General features: G+C 63.2%; 28 protein-coding genes. 23 read left to right on the top strand and 5 right to left on the bottom strand.

All coding sequences use genetic code 11. The features are described 5' to 3' along the window. Positions 1-388 precede the first annotated feature (388 nt). From CXY81_RS07845 to CXY81_RS16955, 7 genes are all read left to right on the top strand, one after another. The gene (locus CXY81_RS07845; protein WP_104194503.1) at positions 389-1,762 is read left to right on the top strand and encodes a hypothetical protein; all 1,374 of its coding nucleotides are present in this window, start codon (positions 389-391) and stop codon (positions 1,760-1,762) included. A 938-nt stretch (positions 1,763-2,700) separates the two neighbouring features. Then, on the top strand, positions 2,701-2,856 hold the full coding sequence (locus tag CXY81_RS16635) for a hypothetical protein (protein WP_166805222.1): 156 nt from the start codon (positions 2,701-2,703) through the stop codon (positions 2,854-2,856). Positions 2,857-3,488: 632 nt separating this feature from the next. After that, positions 3,489-3,752, top strand: a complete 264-nt coding sequence (locus tag CXY81_RS07835; RefSeq protein ID WP_233194057.1) for a helix-turn-helix domain-containing protein — start codon at positions 3,489-3,491, stop codon at positions 3,750-3,752. Between the two features lie 21 nt (positions 3,753-3,773). Further along, positions 3,774-4,322: an N-terminal phage integrase SAM-like domain-containing protein gene (locus tag CXY81_RS16965; protein WP_233194056.1), complete on the top strand. Its 549-nt coding sequence runs from the start codon at positions 3,774-3,776 to the stop codon at positions 4,320-4,322. Next, the gene (locus tag CXY81_RS16960; RefSeq protein WP_233194055.1) at positions 4,319-4,945 is read left to right on the top strand and encodes a site-specific integrase; all 627 of its coding nucleotides are present in this window, start codon (positions 4,319-4,321) and stop codon (positions 4,943-4,945) included. Before CXY81_RS16965 ends, CXY81_RS16960 begins: the two co-directional genes overlap by 4 nt. A gap of 336 nt (positions 4,946-5,281) precedes the next feature. Continuing rightward, positions 5,282-6,166, top strand: a complete 885-nt coding sequence (locus CXY81_RS07825; RefSeq protein ID WP_233194064.1) for a pentapeptide repeat-containing protein — start codon at positions 5,282-5,284, stop codon at positions 6,164-6,166. 444 nt (positions 6,167-6,610) lie between these two features. Next, positions 6,611-6,829, top strand: a complete 219-nt coding sequence (locus CXY81_RS16955) for a tyrosine-type recombinase/integrase (protein ID WP_233194054.1) — start codon at positions 6,611-6,613, stop codon at positions 6,827-6,829. A 596-nt stretch (positions 6,830-7,425) separates the two neighbouring features. On the opposite strand, the gene CXY81_RS07815 is transcribed toward CXY81_RS16955, so the two are convergent. The 3 genes from CXY81_RS07815 to CXY81_RS17230 all read right to left on the bottom strand — a co-directional run bounded on the left by CXY81_RS07815 (position 7,426) and on the right by CXY81_RS17230 (position 11,446). Beyond that, positions 7,426-9,150, bottom strand: a complete 1,725-nt coding sequence (locus CXY81_RS07815; RefSeq protein ID WP_198411456.1) for a formate--tetrahydrofolate ligase — start codon at positions 9,148-9,150, stop codon at positions 7,426-7,428. A gap of 237 nt (positions 9,151-9,387) precedes the next feature. Then, positions 9,388-11,289: an ABC transporter ATP-binding protein gene (locus tag CXY81_RS07810; protein ID WP_104100417.1), complete on the bottom strand. Its 1,902-nt coding sequence runs from the start codon at positions 11,287-11,289 to the stop codon at positions 9,388-9,390. A gap of 31 nt (positions 11,290-11,320) precedes the next feature. Beyond that, a complete protein-coding gene (locus CXY81_RS17230) occupies positions 11,321-11,446 on the bottom strand; it encodes a hypothetical protein (RefSeq protein WP_255408687.1) in 126 nt (41 codons plus the stop codon). Positions 11,447-11,604: 158 nt separating this feature from the next. Here CXY81_RS17230 and CXY81_RS07805 point away from each other — a divergent pair, with 158 nt between their 5' ends. The 6 genes from CXY81_RS07805 to CXY81_RS07775 all read left to right on the top strand — a co-directional run bounded on the left by CXY81_RS07805 (position 11,605) and on the right by CXY81_RS07775 (position 15,792). Continuing rightward, positions 11,605-12,264 carry a helix-turn-helix domain-containing protein gene (locus CXY81_RS07805; RefSeq protein WP_146067649.1) on the top strand — a complete coding sequence of 220 codons (660 nt, stop codon included), beginning with the start codon at positions 11,605-11,607 and terminating at the stop codon, positions 12,262-12,264. Then, a complete protein-coding gene (locus CXY81_RS07800; RefSeq protein ID WP_104194498.1) occupies positions 12,261-12,773 on the top strand; it encodes a hypothetical protein in 513 nt (170 codons plus the stop codon). The genes CXY81_RS07805 and CXY81_RS07800 overlap by 4 nt, the downstream gene beginning before the upstream one ends. Positions 12,774-12,852: 79 nt before the next feature. Next, entirely contained in the window at positions 12,853-13,299 is a 447-nt protein-coding gene (locus CXY81_RS07795) for a chlorite dismutase (protein ID WP_104194497.1), read from the top strand. Positions 13,300-13,544: 245 nt separating this feature from the next. Continuing rightward, complete coding sequence (locus CXY81_RS07790; protein WP_104100428.1) at positions 13,545-13,808, top strand: hypothetical protein; 264 nt, start codon at positions 13,545-13,547, stop codon at positions 13,806-13,808. Between the two features lie 331 nt (positions 13,809-14,139). Beyond that, positions 14,140-14,796, top strand: a complete 657-nt coding sequence (locus tag CXY81_RS07780; protein ID WP_104100429.1) for a histidine phosphatase family protein — start codon at positions 14,140-14,142, stop codon at positions 14,794-14,796. A gap of 705 nt (positions 14,797-15,501) precedes the next feature. After that, on the top strand, positions 15,502-15,792 hold the full coding sequence (locus tag CXY81_RS07775; RefSeq protein ID WP_174721920.1) for a hypothetical protein: 291 nt from the start codon (positions 15,502-15,504) through the stop codon (positions 15,790-15,792). Positions 15,793-16,197: 405 nt separating this feature from the next. Here CXY81_RS07775 and CXY81_RS16070 read toward each other — a convergent pair whose 3' ends face one another. Further along, a complete protein-coding gene (locus CXY81_RS16070) occupies positions 16,198-16,446 on the bottom strand; it encodes a hypothetical protein (protein ID WP_134373144.1) in 249 nt (82 codons plus the stop codon). An 85-nt stretch (positions 16,447-16,531) separates the two neighbouring features. Between CXY81_RS16070 and CXY81_RS07765 the strand changes: the two genes are divergently transcribed. Beyond that, the gene (locus CXY81_RS07765) at positions 16,532-16,825 is read left to right on the top strand and encodes a hypothetical protein (RefSeq protein WP_104194495.1); all 294 of its coding nucleotides are present in this window, start codon (positions 16,532-16,534) and stop codon (positions 16,823-16,825) included. On the opposite strand, the gene CXY81_RS07760 is transcribed toward CXY81_RS07765, so the two are convergent. Then, entirely contained in the window at positions 16,791-17,375 is a 585-nt protein-coding gene (locus CXY81_RS07760) for an XRE family transcriptional regulator (protein WP_104100433.1), read from the bottom strand. The two genes, CXY81_RS07765 and CXY81_RS07760, sit on opposite strands and share 35 nt — an antisense overlap. A 102-nt stretch (positions 17,376-17,477) precedes the next feature. Here CXY81_RS07760 and speB point away from each other — a divergent pair, with 102 nt between their 5' ends. From speB to CXY81_RS07710, 9 genes are all read left to right on the top strand, one after another. After that, a complete protein-coding gene (speB, locus tag CXY81_RS07755; protein WP_104194494.1) occupies positions 17,478-18,476 on the top strand; it encodes an agmatinase in 999 nt (332 codons plus the stop codon). A gap of 42 nt (positions 18,477-18,518) precedes the next feature. Then, positions 18,519-18,914 carry a nuclear transport factor 2 family protein gene (locus tag CXY81_RS07750; RefSeq protein WP_104194493.1) on the top strand — a complete coding sequence of 132 codons (396 nt, stop codon included), beginning with the start codon at positions 18,519-18,521 and terminating at the stop codon, positions 18,912-18,914. 29 nt (positions 18,915-18,943) lie between these two features. Beyond that, positions 18,944-20,320: a cytosine permease gene (locus tag CXY81_RS07745; RefSeq protein WP_104100436.1), complete on the top strand. Its 1,377-nt coding sequence runs from the start codon at positions 18,944-18,946 to the stop codon at positions 20,318-20,320. Further along, positions 20,301-20,981 (top strand): cyclase family protein, encoded by a 681-nt coding sequence (locus CXY81_RS07740; RefSeq protein ID WP_104100437.1) that lies wholly within the window; start codon positions 20,301-20,303, stop codon positions 20,979-20,981. The genes CXY81_RS07745 and CXY81_RS07740 overlap by 20 nt, the downstream gene beginning before the upstream one ends. A 339-nt stretch (positions 20,982-21,320) precedes the next feature. Then, positions 21,321-21,584, top strand: coding sequence for a helix-turn-helix domain-containing protein (locus CXY81_RS07735; RefSeq protein WP_233194053.1), 264 nt, complete (start codon positions 21,321-21,323; stop codon positions 21,582-21,584). A gap of 21 nt (positions 21,585-21,605) precedes the next feature. Then, entirely contained in the window at positions 21,606-22,778 is a 1,173-nt protein-coding gene (locus CXY81_RS07730; RefSeq protein ID WP_233194052.1) for a tyrosine-type recombinase/integrase, read from the top strand. A 448-nt stretch (positions 22,779-23,226) separates the two neighbouring features. After that, a complete protein-coding gene (locus CXY81_RS07720; protein ID WP_104194492.1) occupies positions 23,227-23,628 on the top strand; it encodes a hypothetical protein in 402 nt (133 codons plus the stop codon). Positions 23,629-23,798: 170 nt separating this feature from the next. Next, a complete protein-coding gene (locus CXY81_RS07715; protein ID WP_104194491.1) occupies positions 23,799-24,227 on the top strand; it encodes a hypothetical protein in 429 nt (142 codons plus the stop codon). 554 nt (positions 24,228-24,781) lie between these two features. Further along, positions 24,782-25,576 carry a hypothetical protein gene (locus tag CXY81_RS07710; RefSeq protein ID WP_104194490.1) on the top strand — a complete coding sequence of 265 codons (795 nt, stop codon included), beginning with the start codon at positions 24,782-24,784 and terminating at the stop codon, positions 25,574-25,576. The last annotated feature ends 144 nt before the right edge of the window (positions 25,577-25,720 follow it).

Genomic DNA, 25,720 nt, shown 5'->3' with positions numbered 1-25,720 from the left:
TCAATCGAGTCCGTGTTGATCGCTCGAACGATGGCCTGATCAGTTGCCGTGAGTGCGTCGACCATTGGAACCGTCCCTCTGCGATGGCGTTTTTAGCAAGATGAAGAACCGTTCGTTCACGTACGGACCCTCACCTTGTATACGTCGACGAGGAGCGCAGTGCACGAGAGATCGGGCACTTACGAACCTAGAGAGTGCCTCCGGTGACTGTCAATGGCCCTTCGTTCTACCCACGGGTGAGCATTGGCGCTGTCGGCTACGCGCTGACCACAGTGGCCACATCCACGACATCGTCCGTCAAACGGGAAGATGGAGCCGTTCACCTTGGGGACAGTGCTATTTATTCGCCCTAGGGTAAGAGGGAATCACACGAGCGACAGGAGTAGCGATGAGCAGCGAGATCGAACTGGTGAGCGACGGGGACGGTCTCGTGGCTCTTGGGGCTGCAGCCGATATCGAGCGGTTTCTACTTTCGACGGGGCTAGACCAGGCTCCGTCGCGGGAGCTTGATCTTCATCGGCTTTGGTCGTTCTCGGGCACGGGCGCGGCGGCCGCGCAAGTAGGCGCGGATCTCGCTGCGAACTCCGGTCGTTGGGTGAAGCTGACCGCCGAGTCGGCCGAAGCCATCAAGAAGTTCGGATTGATGTCGACGAAAACCGGCGGGGTCAGCCACGCGATGATCGGTAAACCCGGCGACATCAAGCAGTGGCTTCAGATCGCAAACCCGACCGTATTGCTCAGCGGGCCGTTTGCTCTGACCGCGCTGTCCACGATGATGCAGCAGCGCGCGATGCAGCAGCAGATGGACGAGATAGTCGAGTATCTCCGGGAACTCGACGAAAAGGTCGACGACATCCTGCGGAGCCAGAAAGACGCAGTGCTAGCCGACATGATCGGCGTTGACCTGATCATCGAAGACGCCCTAACTGTGCGTAACCACGTCGGGCGGGTCTCCGAGGTTACCTGGTCGAAGGTGCAAGCCTGCGGGATGATGCTCGCGCGCACGCAGGGCTACTCGCTCCGCCAACTCGACAGCATCGCCGAAAAGCTCGAGAAGAAAGCAGATCTCGGTGAAATCGCCAAAGCGACCAAAGCAGCCGAGCCAAAGGTGCATGAATGGCTCGCGGTCCTAGCGCGGACGGTCCAACTCCAGGACGGGGTCTCAATACTCGAACTCGACCGAGTGCTCGACGCTGCACCTGCTGATTTGGAGACTCACCGATTCGGACTGGCTAGGGCCCGTCAGAATCGTGTCGAACTCATCGCCCGCAGCACGGCACGCATTCTCTCCCAGATGAACGAGACCGTGCAACGCGCAAACGCTGCGGTACTTCTCAACCCGTTCGACTCCCCAGCCGCAGTGAAATCAAGTAACAAAGTCGCGGTCGGCCTTCTTGAATTCCGTGCGCGGCTCGGGATCGCATCACGCCATGAGTCCGAGACCGCGAAGCGGTGGGGCCACGCCGTTTCTGAGGCGCGAGACAAAGTTCTTGCGTCCGCATCGGGAGGGGTCACTGTTGCCGGGCGCTTTGGGGCCGAAACCTTCGACCGGGCCACCGAATCTTTCCGCGCGGTTGACATCGACGGCGACGGTATCCCTGATAAGCCGCGGGCGGTGGCTGCTGCCGAGAATGCCAGCGCCGCGATCAAGGGTGCGACCTCCGGGGTTACCGACGCGATCGGTTCGATATTGAGGCGCAAGTCAGATAAGCGGGCCTCCTCCGGACAATCGACTCCTGAGGCCGCCACTGACGGGCCATGATCTGCCACTGTCGGGAGAATAGGCCGGGATTTACTCCTGCTCCAGTCAAGGGACGGCTCTCCGCTGACTCGCTGACCACCGCGCACGTGCGTCGTCCGTTCGACAGGTGCACAGCGGAGTCGGGATTGACGGTGTGACCACGCACATGTTCCCCTGCGCGGATTCGACCGCGGTCAACGACAACGCGGGCATCGAACTCGCCGCACGGCTCATACTCCAGTCGTTGCCGTGTTCGCGGCATGCTCAATCGATCTCGTCCTGATCGGATTCGTCGTCGTTTCCGGGTTCCGCTCGCCGACGCTATGTCGGATGCGAGGAGCAGGTCCAGTTCCGACGCTCAGAGCAGAGCAGCAAGTCGATCGCCTCGCCGTCCGGTCGGCGTTGCAGCCTCTATGGTTCTCTCGCGCCCAACCATTAGTTTTAAAAACCCTGGTCAGCGTCGGCGTGTCGAGCCAATGAATACAAGACTGGCTTACTATTAGTTGTCGGCGGCTCGCTCTCGGGGCGGCGCATTCAACGAAAGGAAATCCAATGGCGAAAGGTCACGAGTGCCCGGATTGCGGCACCCATACGCTTCAGCGGATCAGCACTAACTGGTTGGAATGCTCTTCGTGCGGCCTCAAGAAACGGGCGTCGTAGCCGACACCGATGCCGACTGGGATCGGTTAAGGGGCTCGCGAAAAGAAGTCGACTCGCACTGATCGTCTTGGGCCAGATCGTCATCCTGGGACAAGCCCAGTGCCAGTGGATTCCCGAGCCTAAAGGCATATCTAGTTCAAAGATAATTGCGCACTCGTGCGTCCTGAAAGAGGACGCTCGCGCAGTCTTGCCTGTATGGGTATCAGAAAGGTGGCGGCGGCATGCCCACAGGACCAAAGCATCAGAAGTACTACACGATTGACGGGGGCTCCTCCCAGTACGGGGAGGATTGCCGTTGCATGATCGGGGAGGACCACGACGCAGCGGACGATTCCGGCGGCGACTCGCTGAGCGTTTGGGATGCCGCAAACATCTGGCTTTCGAACGGCATGGATGAGGACTACACGTTCGGTTATGGCGAGGATGAGCTTAGGCGTGCAGCTGGCATGGGATGAAGGCGGGGGCTGGCCCGACACTAGGGGTGAGTGGTGTGACGTCACGACCTATTCTCGGACACTGCCGCCACCAATGGTGAGCCGCTTCCTCAAACTCTTGGAAGCTGTGGATGAGTTCCTCTTCGAGGTAACGGAGTCGGTCAGGCAGAGGCTGGTCGAGGAACTGGCCAAGTCTGATCGTGCCGAGGGTGCCCGCCCGACTCTGATCTACGCGACGGAGCTGAATTCGATCGGCGAACGAAGCGATCGCCCTATCCCACCTCAAACAAGCTGCACTGGTCGTCGACACCGCTGAGCGGCAAATGAATTCGCGCCTCGCGCCTCGCGCTCGATCCGATCCGAGTCAGAGGTCGGCCCGGGCCTCGCTGGAGGAAAAGAGTGAGGACTGCGTGGGAAAACGAGATCCACAGTCTCTGCCAATCCGCGCCCTGCTGGCTTTCGCAAACGGCCCACCAAATGTCCCGGAAACTCAAGGGTTTCCGGGACTTTTTTGGTTAGAGATTTGACTACCCCATCACAAATCCATCTTTTACTCCTTTCCGGAGCCGTTGAAACGGCCTTCCCATCCGAGGCGCCGACGTCGTTTTCGGTCCATCCCGATATTCCGGGATTGCGGTGCGCACCTTCTGGGTATGAGCATCCACAACGAATACCCAACCTCCTCCGATGCCCCCTCTACCGACGCGTGGGGTCTGGAACCCTTGATGGACATCAACGAGCTGGCGTCCTACTTGGGCATACCGATCTCCACGGTCTACGACTGGCGTGTGCACGGCAAAGGCCCCACGGCCTACCGGTTCGGCAAACACCTGAAGTTCGCCATCTCCGACGTGCGGGCCTGGATTGCCGAGCAGCGGGAGCCGTCCAGCCCGCCGCGGCGCACCGATCGGCGGTGAGCTGAAGTGTCGCGGCCACGGTTGACGATCAGCACCTTCGGGGACATCACCATCCGGGTGGCGCCGTCCGGCCGATTCGAGGCTCGGACCCGCTACCGGGACTGGGACGGTCAGACACGCCAGGTTCAGGCCACCGGCGACACCGCCCGGGCTGCTGAGCGATCGCTGAAGAGCAAGCTCACGACGAGATACCTGCAGCAGCCGACGAACACGTCGCTGACGCCGGACAGCTCGTTCGAGGACTTGGCGACGTACTGGCTCGAGGACATCGATATGGAAAATCGAATCTCGAGAACGACCCGGAATCTGTACGAGCGCAACATGCGCACGCTCGTGCTCCCCGTGTTCCGCAGTCTCACGCTGCGGGAGATAGGTGTCGCTCGTTGCGATCACTTCATCAAGCAGCTGGCGAAGCTCTCCCACAGCCGGGCCAAGCAAGGTCGTGTCGTTCTACGGCTGGCGCTTGAGTTGGCAGTTCGTCATGAGATTCTCCCTAGCAATCCGATGGATCACGTGTCCCGCCTGTACCGCGAGCCGCATCTCCCCGATGCGCTCACGGCCCCGAGGTGAACGTGATCCGCGCGGCGATCGCCCAGTGGGAGAGCGCCGCCGATCACATCTCCGGCTCCAAGCCCGACGGGCAACTGGGTGCGATCATCGAGGTCATGCTCGGCACCTCAGCCCGAATCGGCGAGGTGCTGGCCATCCGCCGCCGGGACATCGACATCACCAGCGCCATACCGTCCATACGCCTGGCCGGTACCATTATCAGCCGCAACGGCGAACAGACCTTCCGGCAGGACCACCCCAAAACCGCCAAGTCGCGTCGCGTTGTGGCACTGCCCACGTTCACCGCCGACGCGGTTCGCCGGCGTCTTGCCAATGCCGGGAGCATGGGCCTGGATGAACTGCTGTTCCAATCCCGGGACGGCACACCGCTGGCCACCGCGAACGTGCGTCGACAATTGCGTCACGTGCTCGGGGGAGCAGGAATCGAGGGCGTTACCCCGCACATGTTCCGCCGCACGGTTGCGATCGCGGTCAACGCCAACGCCAACATCGAACTCGCCGCAGAGCTGCTTGGCCACACGGACACGAAGATCACGGTGCAGCACTACATCCAACGGAGCGAGCTGGTGAACCCGGCGACCGCGGCTCTCCTCGACAGAGCATTCGCAAAAGACGAGGACTAAACGCGGTGCTGCCACCGAGGCGGCTCCCTCTCATCTGGGGTTCTGCGTGCCTCATGCTCGAGTTCGTCATCGCACGGGTGGGACGCCCGGAACTGGATGCGGAGCCGAGCTGATCGAGGTCGTACCGATGGACCAAATCAAGACGCGTCAGCGCGATCTGACTTGGGGGTGGATGTCGTCGCTTGAAGAGTACGACCCATCGCGCACCTGTGCATGCGCTTGTATATTCGAGCGCAACTTGGTATCCGTTGCATCAATGATGCCGGCTTCGATTTATCGGCGACTTCAAAGAGTCGCCGGGCGACGTGAGAGGGCATGGTGGCGGTGGTGAAGCGGATGCTGAAAGCCGATGATTCGAAGTGGTGGGTGAGGGATCTTGTTATAGCCTTCATGGTAGCAATTTTGGTTGGCGGCCTGTCGCTACTGGGGCAGAAATTGATTGACGACGAACGAGCATTGCGGGATGCGCGGGTCGAGAACCTTCGCTTCATTAGGGATATTTCTGTCTCGGCCACGTTGGCTGAAACCAGGGCGGCGGCCGACGTTGTCGACGAAGAAGCCGCGGCAGACGATTTCGAGGCACGGAGGTATACGCCCCTCAGCGGGCTCGACCTGCAGGATCAGAACCTGGCCGGGCTAACCCTTCCGCGAGCCGATTTATCCCGTTCGATGTTGTCCGGCGTGGACTTCACAAGCGCAGATCTAACCGACGCCGACCTGAGCAATACGACGATGACCTCCGCCCGCATCGTCAGTGCGACGATGCCAGAGGCAGACATTAACTATGCAAATCTCGACGACGCCGAACTGACTAGCAGCAACTTTCGCAAGGCGCAGTTCAACCTAACCTCAGCCCGCAACTTGAATCGAGGCCTCGAGTCTTATTCGAAAAATGACTTCTCCGGCGCACAGTTCCTGGGATCGGACTTCACCGGCTCTGATTTGTCCCAGTCGGACTTCACGGCCGCTTTTTTTGATGGGACGGTTATGCGAGAGGTCAACTTGCGCGGAGCGATCTTCGCCGGCGCGCTCGTAAGGGATGTAGACCTGACTGGTTCGAATCTTGATGATGTCGATTTCAGTACCGTCGATTTCCAGGGGGTCGTGCAGCTAACGGGCGTTTGTTGGACCGAGACGACCCGATGGCCTGAAGGATCGGAGCTGCCGCCGGGCAAAGTCGACAGCTGCGATCCGCTGGCGGGGAACGCGTGGCGGCCTTAACTCTTGCGCCCTTTTGTCTCGCCCGAAGGCCAACCAGCAGCCCTCGCATTGGGCTGCTGCGCGAGAAGGTGATAGCACCTTCTGGCGATGAAAAGAACACTATCTCGCCATGGACAGCGGGGATATTCGGGAAGAGCTGAGTCCAGAAGCCGGCCACGAGCACTGCGGCAGAAGGCGACGCCGCGTCGGGCGCAGGGACGTCGATATCACGAGCGCCGTACCGTCCATCCGCCTCGCCGGGACGATTGTCAGTCGCAACGGTGAGCTGACCTTCCTGCAGGACCACCCCAAACGGCCAAATCCCGTCGCGTCGTGGCATTGCCCACGTTCACCGCCGATGCCGCTCGCCAAAGTCGGCAGCATGGGTCTGGATGAACTGCTGTTCCAGTCCCGGGGACGGGCACCCCGCTGACCACAGCGAACGTGCGTCGTCAGTTGTGTCACGTGCTCGGGGGAGCAGGAATCGAGGGCGTTACCCCGCACATGTTCCGCCGCACGGTTGCGACTGCGGTCAACGCCAACGCCAGCATTGAACTCGCCGCAGAGCTGCTCGGCCACATGGACACGAAGATCACGGTGGAGCACTACATTCAGCGGAGCGAGCTAATGAACCCGGCGACCGCGGCTCTCCTCGACCGGGCATTCGCAAAAGACCAGGAATAGACAGATGTCGCGAGCAGCGAGCGTCCCGTGCATAGCCGTGTGGCGCAGGCAGGTAATCATGGCCGGACTCGGTCCTTTTGTGCGGAACAGATTCGATCGAGCAGTGGTCATTGACCTGCGCTGACTAATGTGGCAGGCGCGCATGGAAGAAAGTGAGTCGTCAATCGACGGCTCCATTGTCTTCCCGTAAGAAGAACCTTCAACGTACGATGCGGTCTCGTTGGTCCAGATTGCCGGAGATCGTGGCGTGCTGCTCCTAGTCTTGCGGCATGTCGACACAGCCGCGAGAAGCAAAGAATTGCCTTCGGTCCATGCGGAATTAATTTGGCCGATACAGTCTGCATCTCTTCTGGACGATGCCGCTCGCCTTTGGTTCCGGGTGTGTGGCGGCCCGCTTGGTCGGCTTCGACGGGTGCCTCGGTGACCCTGGTGGGTTCGCGTCGTCGAGAGCCTGGGCCGCGGCAAACGTGGAACTCGGCGCAGGGATTCTCATGATCGCGGCTGTGGGGCTCACGCCGTGACTTGGATAGTTCTGGCTGCGACCGAGCGACGGCCTTGGAACCTCCGTCCTCCGGGTGCCCGGCCGGGTCCGCCGATCAGGACAACCCGACGATCTCGCCGTTGTCGTCGATGTCGATGCGTTCGGCTGCCGGTGCGGACGAGAGACCAGGCATGGTGCGCATGTCGCCGCAGATGGGATAGATGAACCCGGCCCCGATCGACGCACGCACCTCACGCACCGGCAGTCGCCACCCGGTGGGTGCTCCCTTGATTTTGGGGTCGGCCGACAGGGACAGGTGTGTCTTGGCGATGCACACCGGCAGGCTGCCGAAGCCTGCCCGCTCGTACTTGTCGAGTTGCCGAGCTGCCAGAGGCGAGAGGTCCAAGCCGTCGGCGCCGTACATCTCGCGCGCGATCACATCGATCTTATCGACCAAGGGAAGTTCGTCGGGATAGAGCCGGTGGAAGCCCGACGGTTCAGCGCAGGCCTCCGCAACCGCCTCGGCCAGCTCGACCGCACCCCTGCCGCCTTCGGTGAAGTGGTAGCTGATCGCCGCGCGCACACCTTCCTCTGCCGCGACGTCCATGATCGCTTGATGCTCACTGTCGTAGTCGGTGGGAAATGCGTTCACCGCAATGACCGGCGTCACTCCGTGCCGTCGGATGTTGGCGATCTGCCGGCGCAGGTTCGCTGCCCCGGCGATGACATCGTCGGGATTCTCGGCGAGCATCTCCGGTGGCAGCGGTCGGCCGGCGACGACCCGGTACTTGTTTGAGTGAGTTTTCAGGTCACGCACGGTCGCGACGATGACGGCGGCATCCGGTGCCAGCCCGGAGGCACGGCACTTGATATTGAAGAACTTTTCCGCGCCGATGTCTGCACCGAACCCCGCCTCGGTGATGAGGTAGTCGCCGGCATGGATGCCGATCAGATCGGCGACGACCGAGGAGTTACCGGTGGCGATGTTCCCGAACGGACCGCTGTGGACGAGCACTGGCGTCTGCTCCACGGTCTGCATCAGGTTCGGCTTGATGGCGTCCTTGAGTATCGCGGTCATGGCGCCGGCCGCCTTGAGCATCTCGGCGGTCACCGGTTCGCCGCCGCGGTTGTAGCCGACGACGATTCTTCCCATCCGTTCACGGAGATCCCGCAACGACGTGCACAGCGACAACAACGCCATCACCTCGCTGGCTGCGGAGATGTCGAAACCGGATTGGAACGGATTGCCGTCGTCAGGACCGCCGAGCCCGGTGATGATGGTGCGCAGCTCGCGATCGTTGACGTCGAGGACACGTCGCCAGGTAATCTCATGGGGGTCGAACCCGAGACGGTTTCCCTTGTGGATGTGGTTGCCGATCATCGCCGACAATAGATTGTGGGCCGCGGTAACGGCGTGCGTGTCGCCGGTCAGGTGCAGGTTCAGTGCCTCCATCGGGACCACCTGAGCGTAGCCGCCACCAGCGGCTCCGCCCTTGATGCCGAACGTCGGCCCCATCGACGGCTGCCGTATCGCGACGATCCCGAGCTTGTCGATGTGCCGGAAGCCCTGACCGAGCCCGACCGCGGTGGTCGTCTTGCCCGACCCGAGTGGAGTCGGCGTGATTGCGGTGACGACGACATACTTGGCCCGTGGACGGTCACGGAGCTCATCGATCGCATCGAGGGAGATCTTCGACGCTGCACTTCCGTGCGGTTCCAGCAGGTGTGGACCGATGCCCATGTCGGCTGCAACCTCTTCAAGCGGGCGACGGGCCGCAGCGCGCGAGATAGCGAGATCCGACGGCATGGCCGTGGTGATTGATCGAGATGGCTTGAACATGGTGCCTCCTCAGCGCCTCAGCGCCTCTGGGGCCTGGTGACCCAAGCGTACTGTCAGGCCACGGGCTCGTGCCGGCGTGGCGTGGAGCAGTTCGAATGGGGCGTGCGGTACTGCCCCGGGTCCAGTTGACTCGTTGGAGCTCGTCAGAGTCAATCAAGTCGTCATCAGTCCCCATTAAACGAAACGTGATGAGACGACTTTCCGAGGCGCTCGGGGCAGGGGTACCGAGCCCAGCGACTAGGTCCGGCTCAGTGCTTCCTCATCGGCCGCATCATTCTTCTGCACGGCGAATTGGGTCCGGTGCAATTCCTCGTAACGCCCACCCACAGCCAGCAGTTCCTCGTGCGTACCGCGCTCCACGATCGAGCCGTCCTCAACCACGAGGATCAGGTCTGCGCTGCGGATGGTGGAGAGGCGGTGTGCGATCACCATCGCCGTCCTTCCCTCGAGCGCCTCGCTGAGCGCCGCCTGCACGGCGGCCTCAGACGTCGAGTCCAGCGCCGCCGTCGCCTCGTCGAGGATGACGACGCGCGGCTGGGCGAGCAGGAGCCTCGCGATGGTCATCCGCTGGCGCTCGCCCCCGGACAGTCGGTAGCCGCGCTCACCGACCATGGTGTCCAGCTGGTCCGGCAGGGACCGGATGAGCGGCTCGAGCCGCGCACGGCGGACGGCGTCCCACACCTCGTCGTCGGACGCCTCCGGTCTCGCGAGGCGCAGATTGGAGAGGATGGTCTCGTGGAACAGGTGGCCGTCCTGCGTCACCATGCCCAGGGTGTGCCGCATGGAGACGAAAGTGACATCGCGGACATCCGTCCCCGCGAGGCGCACGGCGCCGCTGTCGACGTCATACAGGCGCGAGAGGAGCTGCGCAATTGTGGACTTGCCGGCACCGGACGTACCAACGAGGGCAACGGTCTGCCCCGGCTCGATCCTGAAGGACACGCCGTGCAGCACCTCCTCGCCGCCTCGGGTGTCCAGCGTGGCAACCTCCTCGAGAGAGGCGAGGGAGACTTTGTCCGCGGAGGGGTAGGCGAAGCGGACGTTGTCGAACTCGACGGCCACTGGGCCTTCGGGGACGGCGACGGCGTCGGGCTTCTCCTTGATGAGCGGGTCGAGGTCCAGCACCTCGAAGACGCGCTCGAAGCTGACCACCGCGCTCATGATCTCCACCCGTGCGTTTGCGAGGCTGGTGAGCGGCGCGTAGAGGCGGGTGAGGAGGAGCGCCAGGGTGACCACGTCACCGGTATTCAGCTGGCCGGCGAGTGCGAGGAAGCCGCCGAGCCCATAGACGAGCGCGAGGGCGAGAGCGGAGACGAGCATCAGGGCGGTGAAGAAGACGAACTGCAGCATCGCGGTCCGGACCCCGATGTCGCGGACGCGGGCGGCGCGGACGCGGAACTCCTCGGCCTCCTCGTCGGGCCGACCGAACAGCTTGACGAGGGTGGCGCCGGGCGCCGAGAAGCGCTCGGTCATCTGCGTGCTCATGGCGGAATTGTGATCGGCGGCCTCGCGGCGCAGCGCGGCGAGGCGGCTGCCCATGCGGCGGGCGGGTACCAGGAAGATGGGGAGCATGATCACGGCGAGAACCGTCACGAGCCAGGACGTGCTGAGCATGACGATCAGGGTGAGGATCAGCGCCACGAGGTTCGTAACCACGCCGGACAGCGTGCCGCTGAAGGCCTGCTGGGCGCCGATCACATCGTTGTTGAGGCGGCTCACGAGGGCGCCCGTCCGCGTGCGGGTGAAGAACGCGATCGGCATCTTCTGCACGTGGTTGAAGACGGAGGTGCGGAGGTCCAAAATCACGCCTTCGCCGATCCGCGCCGAGTACCAGCGCGTCACGAGTGACACGGCGGCGTCGGCCACGGCCACGAGGGCGATGACGACGGCGAGCCAAACGATCGTGGTGACCTCGCCCTGGGCGACGATGACGTCGACCACCTGGCCGGCGAGTACCGGCGTCGCGACCGCGAGGAAAGCTCCCACGATAGAGAGGGCGATGAAGATCAGCAGCTTGGACCGGTAGGGCACCGCGAACGTCATGATCCGCCGCACGGACTCACGGGAGAAGCCGCGCTTGCCGTCCCTGGCGGTCGAGATCTTGTGCAGCGAGCTCCAGGCCGCGCCTTCCATGCTCATTGAGGTTCCTTCCGTGGGTACCAACCTCAGTTTAGATGGCGACTTGCCCGAGCTTGGCGACGCTGCTGCCGAGGTGACGCGCGGTGCGCCGGTCAGCGTCATGGACCGCGTCGGGTCCGCGGTCATTCCACGACTGTGCGCCGGTTCCCCCCGTCATGACCCAGAAACCTCGTGTGACAGGACTGCACAGGGGCTTGGCGGACAAGGGCGCGACGGAGGTGGTCGCGCTGCGGGGCCGTCAGTTGGGCCGTCCCTCATCTGGACGAGCCTGACACATTCATTTGGTGCTGTCGCTTGTCACAAGGGTTTCAGCGGTTGTACCCTTGTGACATGTTGAGTGTAAAAGAGTACGCCGCCCGCCAGGACATCTCTGTCGCGCGCGTGCACCAGCTGATCCGCGAGGGCAAGGTCGATGCCGAGAAGATCGGCTCAAGCTGGGGAATCGACGAGTCGGAGCTCCGTCGACAGCCTCCGCTCTCCCGCCCGCTGAGCCCGGCCAACTCATGGTCGCTCATCGCTCTGCTGTCGGGCGTCGAACCCGAGAACATGGAGGCGAAGGCTCGCTGGCTCCTGAACCGCAAGTGCGCTGCCCTGGCAGAAAGCAATGCGCCGGCCCTCCTCCTTGCCAGCTGGCTCCGGAATCGCGCACCGGTCCGTGCCTTGCACGCGAACGCCGATGATCTCGGTGACCTCCGCAGCGACAAGCGAATAGTCCTCTCCGGAATCAGTGACGACCGCGCGGGGCTTAGCAGCGAACATGAGGTTGAAGCGTATGTTGACCCCGAGATCGCCCAGCAGCTCATCAACGAGTACCTGTTGGTGAAGGCGAAGAATGCGAATGTCTGGCTCCACCTGGCTCGTGTCCAAGCTGACGCCGACGGGCGAGCGCCGCTGGGCCTTGTCCTCGCTGACCTCGCCGACCACGCCGGGCCACGCGAAAGTCAGCGGATCAAGGAACTGCTGAGCAACCGATGACCGTCATCGACATGCCGGTACTCGGTCAGAGGTCCTCGCTGGCTTGGCACGCCCTTTTCGACCTATCCGAGAAGGTGCCGAATAACTGGTGCCTGGTTGGCGGCCAGATGGTGCACCTCTGGTGCGTCGAACGCGACACCACGCCGAATCGGCCGACCGACGACGCGGATGCTGTTTTGGATGTGCGCGCGCAGCCGACCATCCTCCATCAGGTCACCAAGGCCCTCGTTGACATCGGATTCGAGTCCGCCGGTGAAAGCCCAGAAGGCCATCAGCACCGGTGGACCCGCGGCGATGCCACCATCGACCTCCTCATCGCAGAGCACGTCGGTGAGAAGGCCGCAGCACGACGAGGAGTCACAGGCGGCACCACCCTGGAAGCCCGAGGATCCAACCAAGCAATCGACCGGGCTGAGCTGGTCACCGTCAACCATGATGAACGCCAGGCCCAGATCTGGCGGCCGAACCTTTTTGGGCTGACGCTGGGGCGTCGACCTGAGGATGCCTGATCGCACGCCATCAGAGCCTGCTGGGGCGGTTCTCAAGATGATGTTAGCGTCGAAGTCGCTGATACCGTCAGGAGTTCCAATGACCGACGCCCTACCCGTCACTTTCACTGCAGGCGATGCTGGCCAGTGGCGTATTGATCGCATCATCGCGGTGACCGGTGACGGGCTCCCCGCCGCCGCGCGTCTGCTGATTCGTGAAGGAGCGGCAGAGGATGAATCATGGTTGTCGGGGTCATCGGCCACGGACGNAAAGGAGTGGTGGGAACTGGCCCAAGACGAACGCCGGCAGATTTTCGAGGAAACCAGTCACCACATCCGACGTTCCATGAACTCGCTGCCAGCTGTGGCCCGGCGGCTCCATCACAGCCGTGATGGGGGTGGGCCGTTCGATTTTTTGACCTGGTTTGAGTACGCGCCCGAAAGTGTCGCGGATTTCGACGAGCTGCTCGATGAGTTGCGGAGCACCGAGGAATGGATCTTCGTCGAACGCGAGGTCGAGGTGCGCTTGTCGCTCGGTTCGCAGTGACGAGCGCCCCGACGCCGGTCAGTTAACCGCAGATGATGAGCAACGGGCGAGAATGTCCCTCCGGTTCTGGCCTTGGCGTGGTGTCCGGTGGCTGGGGCGTTGGTGGGTCGCTAGTTGCTCCGGGACGGTCCCCGTTCTGGAGCCGGCGGGGCTGCGGGCGGTGAGGCCACCCACCCGGACACAAAGTCATCGACGTAGAGGGATTCCCAGCCGGGGTTCTTCGCTATGGGTATGTATGTCTCGGCGTGGGCGTTGAGCCAGTCGCCACCCCGCCCTCGGTCGTCGGCGATCTCGAGGGCCTACTCAAGCGCTCGGGAAGAGGGACGAATCTCAGCGTCGATATCGTCGGTGAGACCACGATCAGGGATGTATCGAAGGGACAATGCGGCGCCTCCAATGAAGTAGACACCGGTGCTCAAACCGTCGCCCTGCAGACGTTGGACAAGGTCCCGGAGGCCGTCGATCAGGTCGGCTCGGCCAAGACGGTTAGCACTCTGCGGCATTTTTAGACACTCGCCAGGACGGACTTGTCTAGTACTATGTTGCGACGGGAGAACCCTGCCGGCACGTTCTCATCCCGAATCGTCCTCGTGTAAGTGCTGCCCGAAACATCCGTTGTTCCGGGGTGGGCGAGCAGCTCTTCGCTTTCCGAGCCGTCTGCGCTCACCATGAACGGCCGTAGCCGCGTGATGGCTGGGATGCCCGTTCCCCCACCCGCTTCGAACACCCGCAGGGATGCCCGTTCCCCCACCCGCTTCGAACACCCGCAGGGGTGAACGTTGGCCTTTCCAGCAATCAAGAACCTCCATCGAAACGGGGGTGCGATACTACTGTTGCCGTATGTTTACGATCGAGCCGCTGCCCAGCCACCCCGCTCCGGATAACCCGTCGGGGAAGCTGATTCTCTTGCGCCATGGGGAGACGGAGTGGTCGAAGGATGGCAAACACACTGGGCTCACGGATATTCCGCTCACTGCCCGGGGAGAGGGACTTGCCCACGGCGCGGGCAGGTTGGTAGCCGACTACGATTTCTCGCTCGTTCTGACGTCGCCGCTGCAGCGTGCGCGACGCACTGCTGAGCTCGCTGGCCTTCAAGCGGAGGTTGATCCGCTCCTCGTCGAATGGGACTACGGCGGGTACGAGGGGCGTACGACGCGGGACATCCGCAGTGAACTCGGCTACAACTGGAGCGCATTCACCCACGGCGTGATTCGTGGTGAAACGCCTGGTGAGACGGTGGAGGAGGTCGCCGCCCGCGCGTCGCGGGTGCTCACGCGGGTGCTGCCTGCCATGGAGGAGGGAGATGTCGCCCTGATCGCGCACGGACATTTCCTGCGCATTCTCACCGCCGTGTACCTGAGGATGGCCCCTCGATTCGGTGCTCAAATCAGCCTGGATGCTGGATCAGTCTCCGTGCTGAGCTATTACCGAGAGCAGCCGGCCATCTTGTCGTGGAACTACGGAGCCGAACTGCCTTTGGTGCCCTCAGAGTCCTAAGTCGCGACCCAAAGTGCTGAAGGACTTGGGATCGCGGTGCCGACCGCGACGGTTCAAATGGTCATCATTTACTCATCACATTCATCTCGATTCGACCCAAATTGACAAAGTACAATTGCAGGTAGTGAACCGCCCGGTTCCCTGTCAACACAGGGGCATCCGCGAGTTTTCCGAGTCATTCGGCGAAGACAAAGTTAAGGTCTGAGCCTTCATGGGGTCGCGGGTTCAAATCCTGTCAGTCCCACCAAAGGGCCATTTGCGAAACTCATTACGAAACGGTCCGGTCGAAACAAAAAGAAATCGCTCCTGAGGCTTCTCAGGAGCCATTTCTGGATTATGGGGTTCTCGCGTCCGTTTCCGGTCGCGATTCTTGAGTTGTGTGCGAGATCTGCGGCGACGGCCAGTCCGGGAAACCGGTGCTTCCCAGGGGTTTCGGAGTCGACGCGGACGGCGATATTGATTTCCCAGCCCCAGCGGAAGTTTGCGTTCCGGGCCTTCTTGATGGGTGTGGTTTTATCGACCTGCCCTTTGGGCGTCGACACCGCTGAGCAGCGAATGAATTTGCCCCTCGCGCTGGGTCCGATCCGAGTCAGTGTCCGCCGGACTATTGCTCGAGCGTCGTTAGTCCATGAGCTCGGGCGCGCGCCAGACTCCAGTGCGGCGGCATCCGTTGCCCTCGATTTGCACGGGTGGGATAGTAACTTCATGGTGTGGATGCGAGGGCTAGCCGGCGCGATGGCGATCGCCCTCGACGGCACGGGCGCCGGAGCGCCCTACGACTTCACGTGGGCGTTTGTCCTTCAACCTCGAACCGACGGGGCGACGCGGCTTGTCGTTCGCGAGCGGTACGCGTACCTCACCGACTGGGCCAAGGTACTCGTGGAGCCGATCGAGATGGTGAGCTTCCTCATGACCGAGCGGATGCTCCGGGGCATCCGGGACCGTGCGGAGCATTCTCCCTCGCGCACCTCCTTGCGGTCGCCGAACCATCGTTGAGCGATTCTTATTGAGATCCCTGTTCCTGGCGATACTCGGAAGGGGACGGGACGACCCCCTTGCTGATGAAGCCGGGAGAGAGTTAGAGGTCACTCGCTGCCGCTTCTGGCATCCGACCGCGTCGACGCGGTGGAGAACGGGTGGCCGCCTCGATGGGCAGTAACCCCGATCCGCTCGCCGAGAGTGGGGTGACCGAAGAGGCTCGCACCCAGGCCGCCCCGTCCAGATTCCGCCGTCGCGATGAGGACTCGCACATGTCGAGGGGTGCTCGGCCGGTAGCGGCGACGCTACTGTTTGTCGCTAGCCTGGGTCCGCGGTTCTGATCCGGTTCCTACGCCGTTCCTGAATGCCCACGCAGAACCCTGTCGGCATCCGCGATGGTGGCGCTGCATCGTCGTTAGGAAGTCACCGTGTTTTGCTGGAGAAATCGTTCGGGTCGAGGCCGGCGATTCGACGCGCATGCTCGTGGAGTGCTTCTTCGCTCACGGTGTGTCCAGCATCTGCGAATCGTTCACGCAGCGCGTCGAGGACTTGGGGCTCACTGTGGCCGGCGAGGTCAGCTTCCTCCTGTGCGAGAATCCCCGCCACCTTGTCCTCGTCCGATTGAGAATGCTGGTCTTGGATCGGTTCACTCTGTGTGCCGTCACCATTCATGCTGCTCCTCCGATCTCAAGGGTTCTGTTAGCAAGCCTAACGTTCAGAGTGAGACGCGGACAGGCTTTAGTGTGAAGCGGTCGACGTGGACCCGGATGTGCTGCGGGCGGCCGAGTTCGACTTCGCCGGCCCGAGCGTCGCCTTCGAACGCGTCGACGAAGCTGTGGCGGACCACCGCGCTGCGGAAGGGACGAAGTGGATGACCGGCCTCGGTCCCGACCTGGACAGGGTTTTATCTGCCGGGCTCCTGGATGCCATCAGCGGATTCCTCAACGATTTCGGGGCGGCCGCGCCCCTGCCTGCGCTGATCTGGACGCTGGGGTTCGAATACGACGCGGTCTCGGTCAGGCCGAGCCGCTCCACGGCGCGGGCACGATGACCCACAGCACGACGGCTGGCTCGCCGCCCTCGACCTGCCAGGTGTGCGGCTCTCGACCGGGGAAAGTCAGTGCGTCGCCGGCGTGGACGGCCACGGTGCGACCGGCGAATCGCACGGTGAGTGATCCCGAGACGACGTGGAGCGCTTCGACGTCGCAGTTGATCGTGTACAGATCGGTCCCGCCGTGCGCGTCCGGCTCGAGTTCTGATCGCAGCAGCTGAACCCGCTCCTCGCCGCGCGGCGACATCAGTCGCTCGTCGGCGTGCACTCCGCCCAAGTTGATCCGCGGAGCGTCGGCGTACGCGACATGGTGAACGTCGGGCTCGGCGAAGAGCGCTCCGACGGGCAACGAGAGCACCTGACACAACTGGACAAGCGTTGCCACGCTCGGTGACGTCTCGTCGCGCTCGACCCGGCTGAGGAAGCCCTTGCTGAGGCCCGTCGTCTGAGCGACCTGGGCGAGTGACATGCCCTGAGCGGTGCGCGCGGAGCGCAGCTTGGCGCCGATGGGTGTCGCGGTGCCTTCGGCGGTGGGGTGGATGGCGCGCACAGTTCCTCCTCGAAGCTGCTCACACATTCGTCCTTGACGATCTGCACGGGACAGCGTACGGTAGCGCTGTAGTTGTCTATAGCGTACCGAAAGTTGTCAAATATGCAACCGCTCAGCAAAGATGCGACGGATGAGCCCCGCGGGCCGGTGGACGCGAGTGTCGTGCCCCGGTTTGCCGGAATCGCGACCTTTGCGCGACTCCCGCGGCTCGACGAGGTCGAGCGGGCAGACATCGCGATCGTCGGGATTCCCTTCGACAGCGGAGTGAGCTACCGACCCGGTGCTCGGTTCGGCCCCGCTCATGTGCGCGAGGCCTCGCGCCTACTGCGACCGTACAACCCTGCGCAGGACGTCTTCCCGTTCGACGCCCAGCAGGTCGCCGACGCCGGCGACATCGCCGCGAACCCGTTCGACATCGCTGCTGCCGTGGCCGAGATCGAGGCGGGCGCGCGCCAGCTCAGCGAGCACGCCGACCGACTAGTCGCCATCGGCGGAGACCACACGATCGCTCTGCCGCTGCTTCGCGTCGCGCACGCGCAGCACGGGCCCGTCGCGGTATTGCACTTCGATGCCCACCTCGACACGTGGGACACGTACTTCGGGGCGCCGATGACTCACGGGACCCCCTTCCGGCGGGCGTCCGAAGAAGGCCTCATCGACCTGACCGCGAGCATGCACGTTGGAATTCGCGGCCCCCTGTACTCGAAGGACGACCTCGAAGACGACGCCCGGCTCGGCTTTGCGATCGTCACGAGCGAATTCGTCGAAGAGCACGGGGTCGCGGCCGCCGTCGAACGCATCCGCGCCAGAGTCGGAGACGCGCCGCTCTACATCTCGATCGACATCGACGTACTCGACCCCGCCCACGCGCCGGGAACAGGAACTCCGGAGGCGGGCGGGCTCACGAGTCGAGAACTACTACGGATGCTGCGTGCCCTGGCCGACCTGCGCATCATCGGCGCCGACGTGGTCGAAGTCGCCCCCGCGTACGACCATGCCCAGCTGACCGCTGTCGCGGCCAGCCACATCGTCTACGAGCTGCTGAGCGCGATGGCGCCTGGGGTGACCCACCCCGACCGACAAAGCCCCGACCTGACGTAGAAGTCCCGAACCCGACCGACAAGCCCGACGCAGGAGACACCCATGACACTGCCCACCCCAACGGACGAAGAAGTCCGTGCCGCGGCATCCGCCATCGTCGAGGCGTTCGCCGCCACCGACGGCCCGCGCTACTTCTCACTCTTCGCACCTGACGCAACCTTCGTCTTCCACACCGAACCTGCGCGAATCGAGGACCGGGCTGCCTACGAAGCCATGTGGGAGGAATGGGTGGGCGGCGGCTGGAGCGTGCAATCTTGCGCATCGAGCGCGGCCGCGGTGCAGGTGTTTCCCGGCGGAGCCGTCTTCACCCACTCCGTCAGCACGAGCGTGAGCACCGCGGACGGACCCATGTCTTACCGGGAGCGCGAAACGATCGTCTTTCGGTCTGATTCTGCCGGTCTCATCGCCATCCACGAACACCTGTCACCCCAGCCGTGACCAGTCCCTATTCATCGAGGAGCCCAAAGATGTCGCTCTACACCCGTCTCGACCGCCGACTGGACACCAACTCAGATGACGCGGGCCCGGTTCGCGGAACCTACTCGCTCGGCCGCGTACTCATGATCTGGCTGGCCGCGAACCTTGTGGTCACCACCCTTCTGACCGGCACGCTCTTCGTGCCGGATGTGCCGTTCGGCCTCGTCATCGCTCTGATCGTGGGCGGAACGATCGTCGGAGCAGCAGTGCTCGTGACGGTCGGTGCGATCGGAACGCGCACCGGCCTGCCGACGATGGCAATCACGCGCGGACCGTTCGGGACGCGCGGGAGCCTGCTGCCGGTGGCCGCCAACGTGGTCATCCTCATGGGCTGGAGCTGGGTGCAGGCGATGCTCGCCGGGATCGCCCTCAACTACATCGTCGCGTCGATGACCGGGTTCTCGAACCCCGTCATCTTCGCGGTGCTCTGCCAGACGATCGTCGTGATCCTTGCGATCTTCGGCCACGCCGGAGTCGCTCGGGTGGAACCGTGGTTCGCCGCGGTCATCCTCGCGATCGCCGCCTACATCTTCGTCGTAGCGTTCTCTACGTTCCCGCCGGCAGAGTTCGCGGCCATCCCGGCGACGCTAGAGCCGTTCTACTCCCCGGGACTGGCGTTCGATGTCGTGGTTGCGACCGCCATATCGTGGACGGTGCTCTCGGCCGACTTCAACCGCTTCGCATCGACGACCCGCGCGGGCGTGGTCGGCTCGGGAATCGGTTACACCCTGTCGACGGTGATCTCGATGACGCTCGGCGCGAGCGCGATCGGCTACGTCGTCCTGCGGGGCGGCGACGCGATGGCGTTCGACCCTGTGACGATCATCGAACCCTTCGGCGCCCTGTTCGCGGTCGCGATCTTCCTATCCGTGATGGCGACGAACACGATGGTCGTCTACGGCATGGTCACAAGCGTGGTCAACGCGCTCCCCGGCCGCCGGGTGAAGTTCCTGCCCACCGCGATCGTCCTCGGGCTCATCTCGATCATCGGTTCGACCTTCTTCGGTCTGCTGGCCCAGTTCACGACCTTCTTGGTCACGATCGGTGCCCTGTTCGCACCGATCTTCGCGATCATGATCGTCGACTACTACATCGTCGCACGCGGCAGCTACAGCGCCGACATCCTGAAGGCTCAAGGCGGTCGCTACTGGTACACCGGCGGCATCAATTGGCTCGCTGTCGCGTCGTGGGTGGTCGGTGCGGTGTCCGCCTACGTGTGGGCGTACGTGTGGCCGCTTCCGTTCGGTGCGACCGTTCCCGCATTCCTCCTGACCTTCGCCGTGTACTTGGCCTTCTCGCTCGCGCGCCGCAGCAGGACGCCTTTCGAGCCCAGCCAGCACCTCGCCGATGCCGACACCTCTCGCTGACGGCCCTGGAGCGCCGCCGCGCGCGGCACTCCGGGACCTCAGTCACCCGATCACCGACGGGATGCCGGTGTATCCCGGCGACCCGGCGGTCCACGTCGAAGCCGCGCTGGTCCTCGACCGCGACGGGGTGGCCGTGACAGGGCTGCGAATGGGGTCTCATACCGGGACGCACATAGATGCGCCGTCCCATACCGTCCCCGGTGGCCGGACAATGGCCGATGTGGCCCTCGACGAGCTCCTCGGCGATGCGCTGGTGGTGCGGGTGCGAGCGCTCGCCGAGGGCGAGGTATACGGGTGGGACCGGCTGAATGCGGAGCATCCGCTACCGGATCGATTGCCCCCGATCGTCGTGATCGACACGGGCTGGTCGCGGTGGTTCGGCGACGCACGCGCAGTGCGGCATCCGGCCCTCGATGCCGGTGCCGCGAGCGAACTCGTCGCTCGCGGGATGCGGATCCTCGCGGTCGACACGCTGAGTCCCGACCCGACCGGCACGTCGTCGGCCGCCTTTCCCGTGCACGAGGTCGTGCTGGGCCGCGGCGGGCTGATCGTCGAGAACCTCTGCGGCCTGGATGACCTGCCGTCACAGGTGCGGATCGGCTTCTTCCCCCTGCGACTCGGCGGCGACGGGGCGCCGGTGCGCGCGGTCGCCTTCGTCTGAGGCCGAGCAGCGAATGAATTCGCGCCTCGCGCTGGGTCAGATCGGGAGTCAGTGGTCAGGCGCTGGCCTTCCGGGAGGAAAAGAATGAGGGCTGCGGAGGAAATGGAGTTCAACCCTCACCGCCGATCCGCGCCCTGCTAGCTTTCGTAAACAGCCCACCAAATGTCCCGGAAACTCAAGGGTTTCCGGGACTTTTTTGGTCAAGAGATTTGACTACCCCATCACAAACCCATCTTTTACTCCTCTCCGGAGCCGCTGAGACGGCCTTCCCATCCGGGGCGGCGACGTCGTTTTCGGTCCATCCCGATCGTCCGGGATCGTGGCGCGCACCTCCTGGGTATGAGCATCCACGACGACTACCCAACCTCCTCCTCTACCCCCTCGACCGACGCGTGGGGCCTGGAACCCCTGATGGACATCGCCGAGTTGGCGACCTACTTGGGCATACCGATCTCCACCGTCTACGACTGGCGCGTGCACGGCAAAGGCCCCACGGCTTACCGGTTCGGCAAGCACCTGAAGTTCGCCATCTCCGACGTGCGGGCCTGGATTGCCGAGCAGCGGGAGCCGTCCAGCCCGCCGCGGCGCACCGATCGGCGGTGAGTTGAGGTGTCGCGGCCACGGTTGACGATCAGCACCTTCGGCGACATCACCATCCGGGTGATGCCGTCCGGCCGATTCGAGGCTCGGACCCGCTACCGGGACTGGGACGGTCAGACACGCCTGGTTCAGGCCAGCGGAGACACCGCCAGGGCTGCTGAGCGATCGCTGAAGAGCAAGCTCACGACGAGATACCTGCAGCAGCCGACGAACACGTCGCTGACGCCGGACAGTTCGTTCGCAGACTTGGCGACGTACTGGCTCGAGGACATCGACATGGAGAATCGAATCTCGAAGACGACCCGGAATCTGTACGAGCGCAACATGCGCACGCTCGTGCTTCCGGTGTTTCGCAGTCTCACGCTGCGAGAGATCGGTGTCGCTCGTTGCGATCATTTCATCAAGCAGCTGGCGAAGCTCTCCCACAGCCGGGCCAAGCAAGGTCGGGTCGTTCTGCGGCTGGCACTTGAGTTGGCGGTGCGACATGAGATTCTCCCCAGTAATCCGATGGACCACGTGTCCCGCCTGTACCGCGAGCCGCATCTCCCCGATGCGCTCACGGCCCCGGAGGTGAACGTGATCCGCGCGGCGATCGCCAGGTGGGAGAGCGCCGCCGACCACATCTCCGGCCCCAAGCCCGACGGCCAGCTCAGCGCGGTCATCGAGGTGATGCTCGGCACCTCGGCCCGGATCGGCGAGGTGCTGGCCATCCGTCGCCGGGACGTCGACGTCACCAGCGCCGTACCGTCTATCCGCCTGGTCGGCACGATTGTCAGCCGGAATGGCGAGCTGACCTTTCGGCAGGACCATCCCAAGACCGCAAAGTCGCGTCGCGTCGTTGCGCTGCCCTCGTTCACCGCTGACGCGGTCCGCAGGCGTCTGGCCAATGCCGGAAGTATGGGCAAGGATTCACTGCTCTTCCAGTCCCGGGATGGAACCCCTCTGACCACCGCGAACGGGCGGCGTCAATTGCGTCACGTGCTCGGGGGAGCGGGAATCGACGGTGTGACGCCGCACATGTTCCGCCGCACGGTTGCGGCGGCGGTCAACGCCAACGGCAGCATCGAACTCGCCGCAGAGTTGCTCGGCCACACGGACACGAAGATCACGGTGCAGCACTATATTCAACGGAGCGAGCTGGTGAACCCGGCCACCGCCGCGCTTCTCGACCGGGCATTCGCAAAGGACGAGGAATAGAGGGCCGTCACGGCCGCCGAACCCGTCCTATTTTTCGTTGCCCTACGAGGGACCTTTCGTGAGCATGCAGGCTTTCAGGGGCGGGCCTACACTAAGCGGCAAGGCTGAACGGCGCCGTTCCACGGTCTGCCGGCCAGTCCGGCGTGCTGGGCAGTCGGCTGGATAAATCACCGAGTTGGACGCTGAGGGCTTCAAGCGGAAGGTGGGCAACATGATCGGGGACGGGGACGGGGACGGGGACGGGGACGAGGACGAGGACGTTCAGGAGGACGAGAGCGTTCAGGAGGACGAGCCTGGTCCAGTTGTAGCAATTCCGCCGGACCGCTGGCGAGCCTTGCCAGCTCGGGTGCGAGTTGAGGACCAGAGCTCGTCCGTTCCGGCTTCGGATGCACCGGACCCTGAGGGTGGCAGGAACCCTGACAATGACTGGCTGCTCCGTGGTGTGTAAGTGGAAGCCTTTACGGATCTCTGGAGCGATTCCGTCGTCTACAAGAGCGAGAACTGCGAGACTCACCGCATGACAACTCAGACGAGTACTCAGAAACGACGTGCTGTGTCTCCGGTGCTCATCGGGTTCGTCGGAATGATCGTCGTTCCACTCTGTATTGTGCTCGCGACCACCTCCTGGGATGCACCAAACGGAGCCGATTTCGTACGGATGGCCTTCGGTACGGTAATCGCCACCACCTTGGCGACGGTCACGGCGTGGTGGCTGGCGTTCGACCGGATGAAAGCGGGTCGGAGTGACCGCTACTGGTTCTGGAGCGTTGCTGGCATCGTCACTCTCTCCTCCATCGGCAGCATCTTCAGTGTGGCTGAGACTCTGCTGGCGCAACTGACCAATCTGTAGAGCGCCAATCCGCCGCCCGGTAACCACCCCATTGCGGGTGGTCATCCCAAGACGTATCGAGACTTTCACCTGGGGCGTCCGCGCGGCCGGCATCCCGTGGTCGAACCGCGGCCGGCCGACGCGGTCTCAATGAAACGTTTTTTGGGAACAGTGGCTGCAATGATGTGGAAATGGATAAGCAACGTCGCTCCATTAGGGCTCTCACAACGCTGCTGGTCGTTTCATCAGCAGCGTTGCTGTCCGCGTGTAGTCAGGAGTCAGGCACGGACGTCACTGCCCTTGAACGCGCTCAGACTTCAACGGACGAGTTGCCGGCAGGCCTCGACGCCGACAAAGATTTGGGAGTGGCACCCGACTCCTCTCGTCTGCTTTCAGAGCAACCAAGAGTGGAGTACTTCGCAGCGCGCTCCGCGTCCGGGAAGGAAGTTTGCCTGATCATGTTCGCGTCACTCTCTGCGTGGACAAGTGCGTGCTCGACTGAGTTGCCGATTGAGCTCAGCCTGGCCGGGGTTGGATCGGCGCAGCTGATCTCCGCGTCCAACCTTCCCTCGTCAGATAGCTGGACCCAGGTAGCGGACAATCTTGCTATCGGCAAGTGAGCATTGGCAATTGCAAGCCACGAGTTGTGCTGGGTTGCCCATAAGTCGGACGTTTGCGGACGCACATCCGGCACCAATTGGTCGAGATTCCGAAGTTTCGGCGGAGTGGCGTTCGGGAACCCTCAGAGCACCATGCTCGTAGTGATGAGCGCAGCGCTGACGCACGCCACGGCGACCAACAAGAGAATCGCTCGATTGATTCTTCGGCGGCTGACCGTTCCCTTCCGAAACGATGATCCTGAAAGTCGGTCCAAGCCAGGCAGCAGCGCCTGAAGGGGTGGATCCTGCGGTGCGGACGGATGGGTTCCTCTTGCGGGGAACATCACGAAAGTAGGCACTTCACTCTTGTCTCGTAACCTCCGTGCCTCAAAACCCATCGTTTCCGGTCGCCGTCGCTGGCAGGAGTTGTCTGTGATTTTCGGCGCTCTGTGGCGGCGTTCTGTGATCGCTATTTGGCGCATTTAGCTGTATCCCCACGTCGCTCTGGAGCAGGCGTCAGTGTCTTGTATCCCATCGTTTCTGGCATCTTGGATTCCGGGTGACAGGATGCAGTCATGACTGCCGCCCCCAAACTGTTCGCGCCCCCTTCGAAATACCACGACCCAGCTTTTGTGCGCAGCATCATCACTTCTCTTTGCGAGTTGTGGGAAAAGGACGATGGCGCCGGGGGCGACTTCCGCGGGCAGCTAGATCCTGCTCGAGCTGTTGCCATTCACACCCATGCCCATCACGCGGTGAAAATGGCTCGGGCGCTCCTCGTACTCGATGACGCCACCACAGGTGCCGAAACTGTTCCCATCGTTCGCCTGATCCTCGAATGCGGGGTGACCGCCGCTTATCTACTAGTGAGAGACGGGTCGGGGGACTCGATGATCCGGAAGGGATCGGACCAGCGCAGATTGGCGCTTCGAGACATTGCTAGCCTTGGTATGGAAGTCGAAGATAGCCTCCGAGAGGCAGCGGCCAAGATCGCCGAGCTGGATAGGGCGGGCGTGTCGACGGGGTGGATTTTTCAGCAACACTGCGAGTCCCTTCACGAGGGCAAGCAGCTTTACGCTCTCTACCGAGTGTTAACCTCTGAGTCCCACGCTGGGATGCGCATTGCCGATTTGTACGTCGTCAATGACGACCAGAGCCCGGTCGGGGTGGCGTTTGTGGCAGACCTTCCATACGAGGCAAAGTTTGCGTCGTTGGGGATCGCTGCTTCTATGTTGTTCCTCGCCATCAATGCGGATGAGATCGCCCGCGCCAAGCCCCGCAGGACGACGCAGCTGGGCAAGATCGCGGGACGGCTTGGGGTCAGTACTCGCATCTTGCGCGCGGATGGATTCGAGCATCCTTCTCGCTGATTAACCCCGTACGGTCTGGATTGTCGGCGGATGCGCGGACACCACGTCTGCGCGCGATCGTCAAATTAACGCGTCGGGCAACGCCGAGGCTTCTTCCCCGAATGGGGCGGTGCGGATAGCGATTCTGAAAAGTAGGGTCGGGCC

Origin of the sequence: Cryobacterium sp. M25 (assembly GCF_002929635.1) — a bacterium.
Lineage (GTDB): Bacteria > Actinomycetota > Actinomycetes > Actinomycetales > Microbacteriaceae > Cryobacterium > Cryobacterium sandaracinum.
The sequence above is the reverse complement of the archived record's forward strand: the minus strand, read 5'-3'. Positions and strand labels throughout refer to the sequence as shown.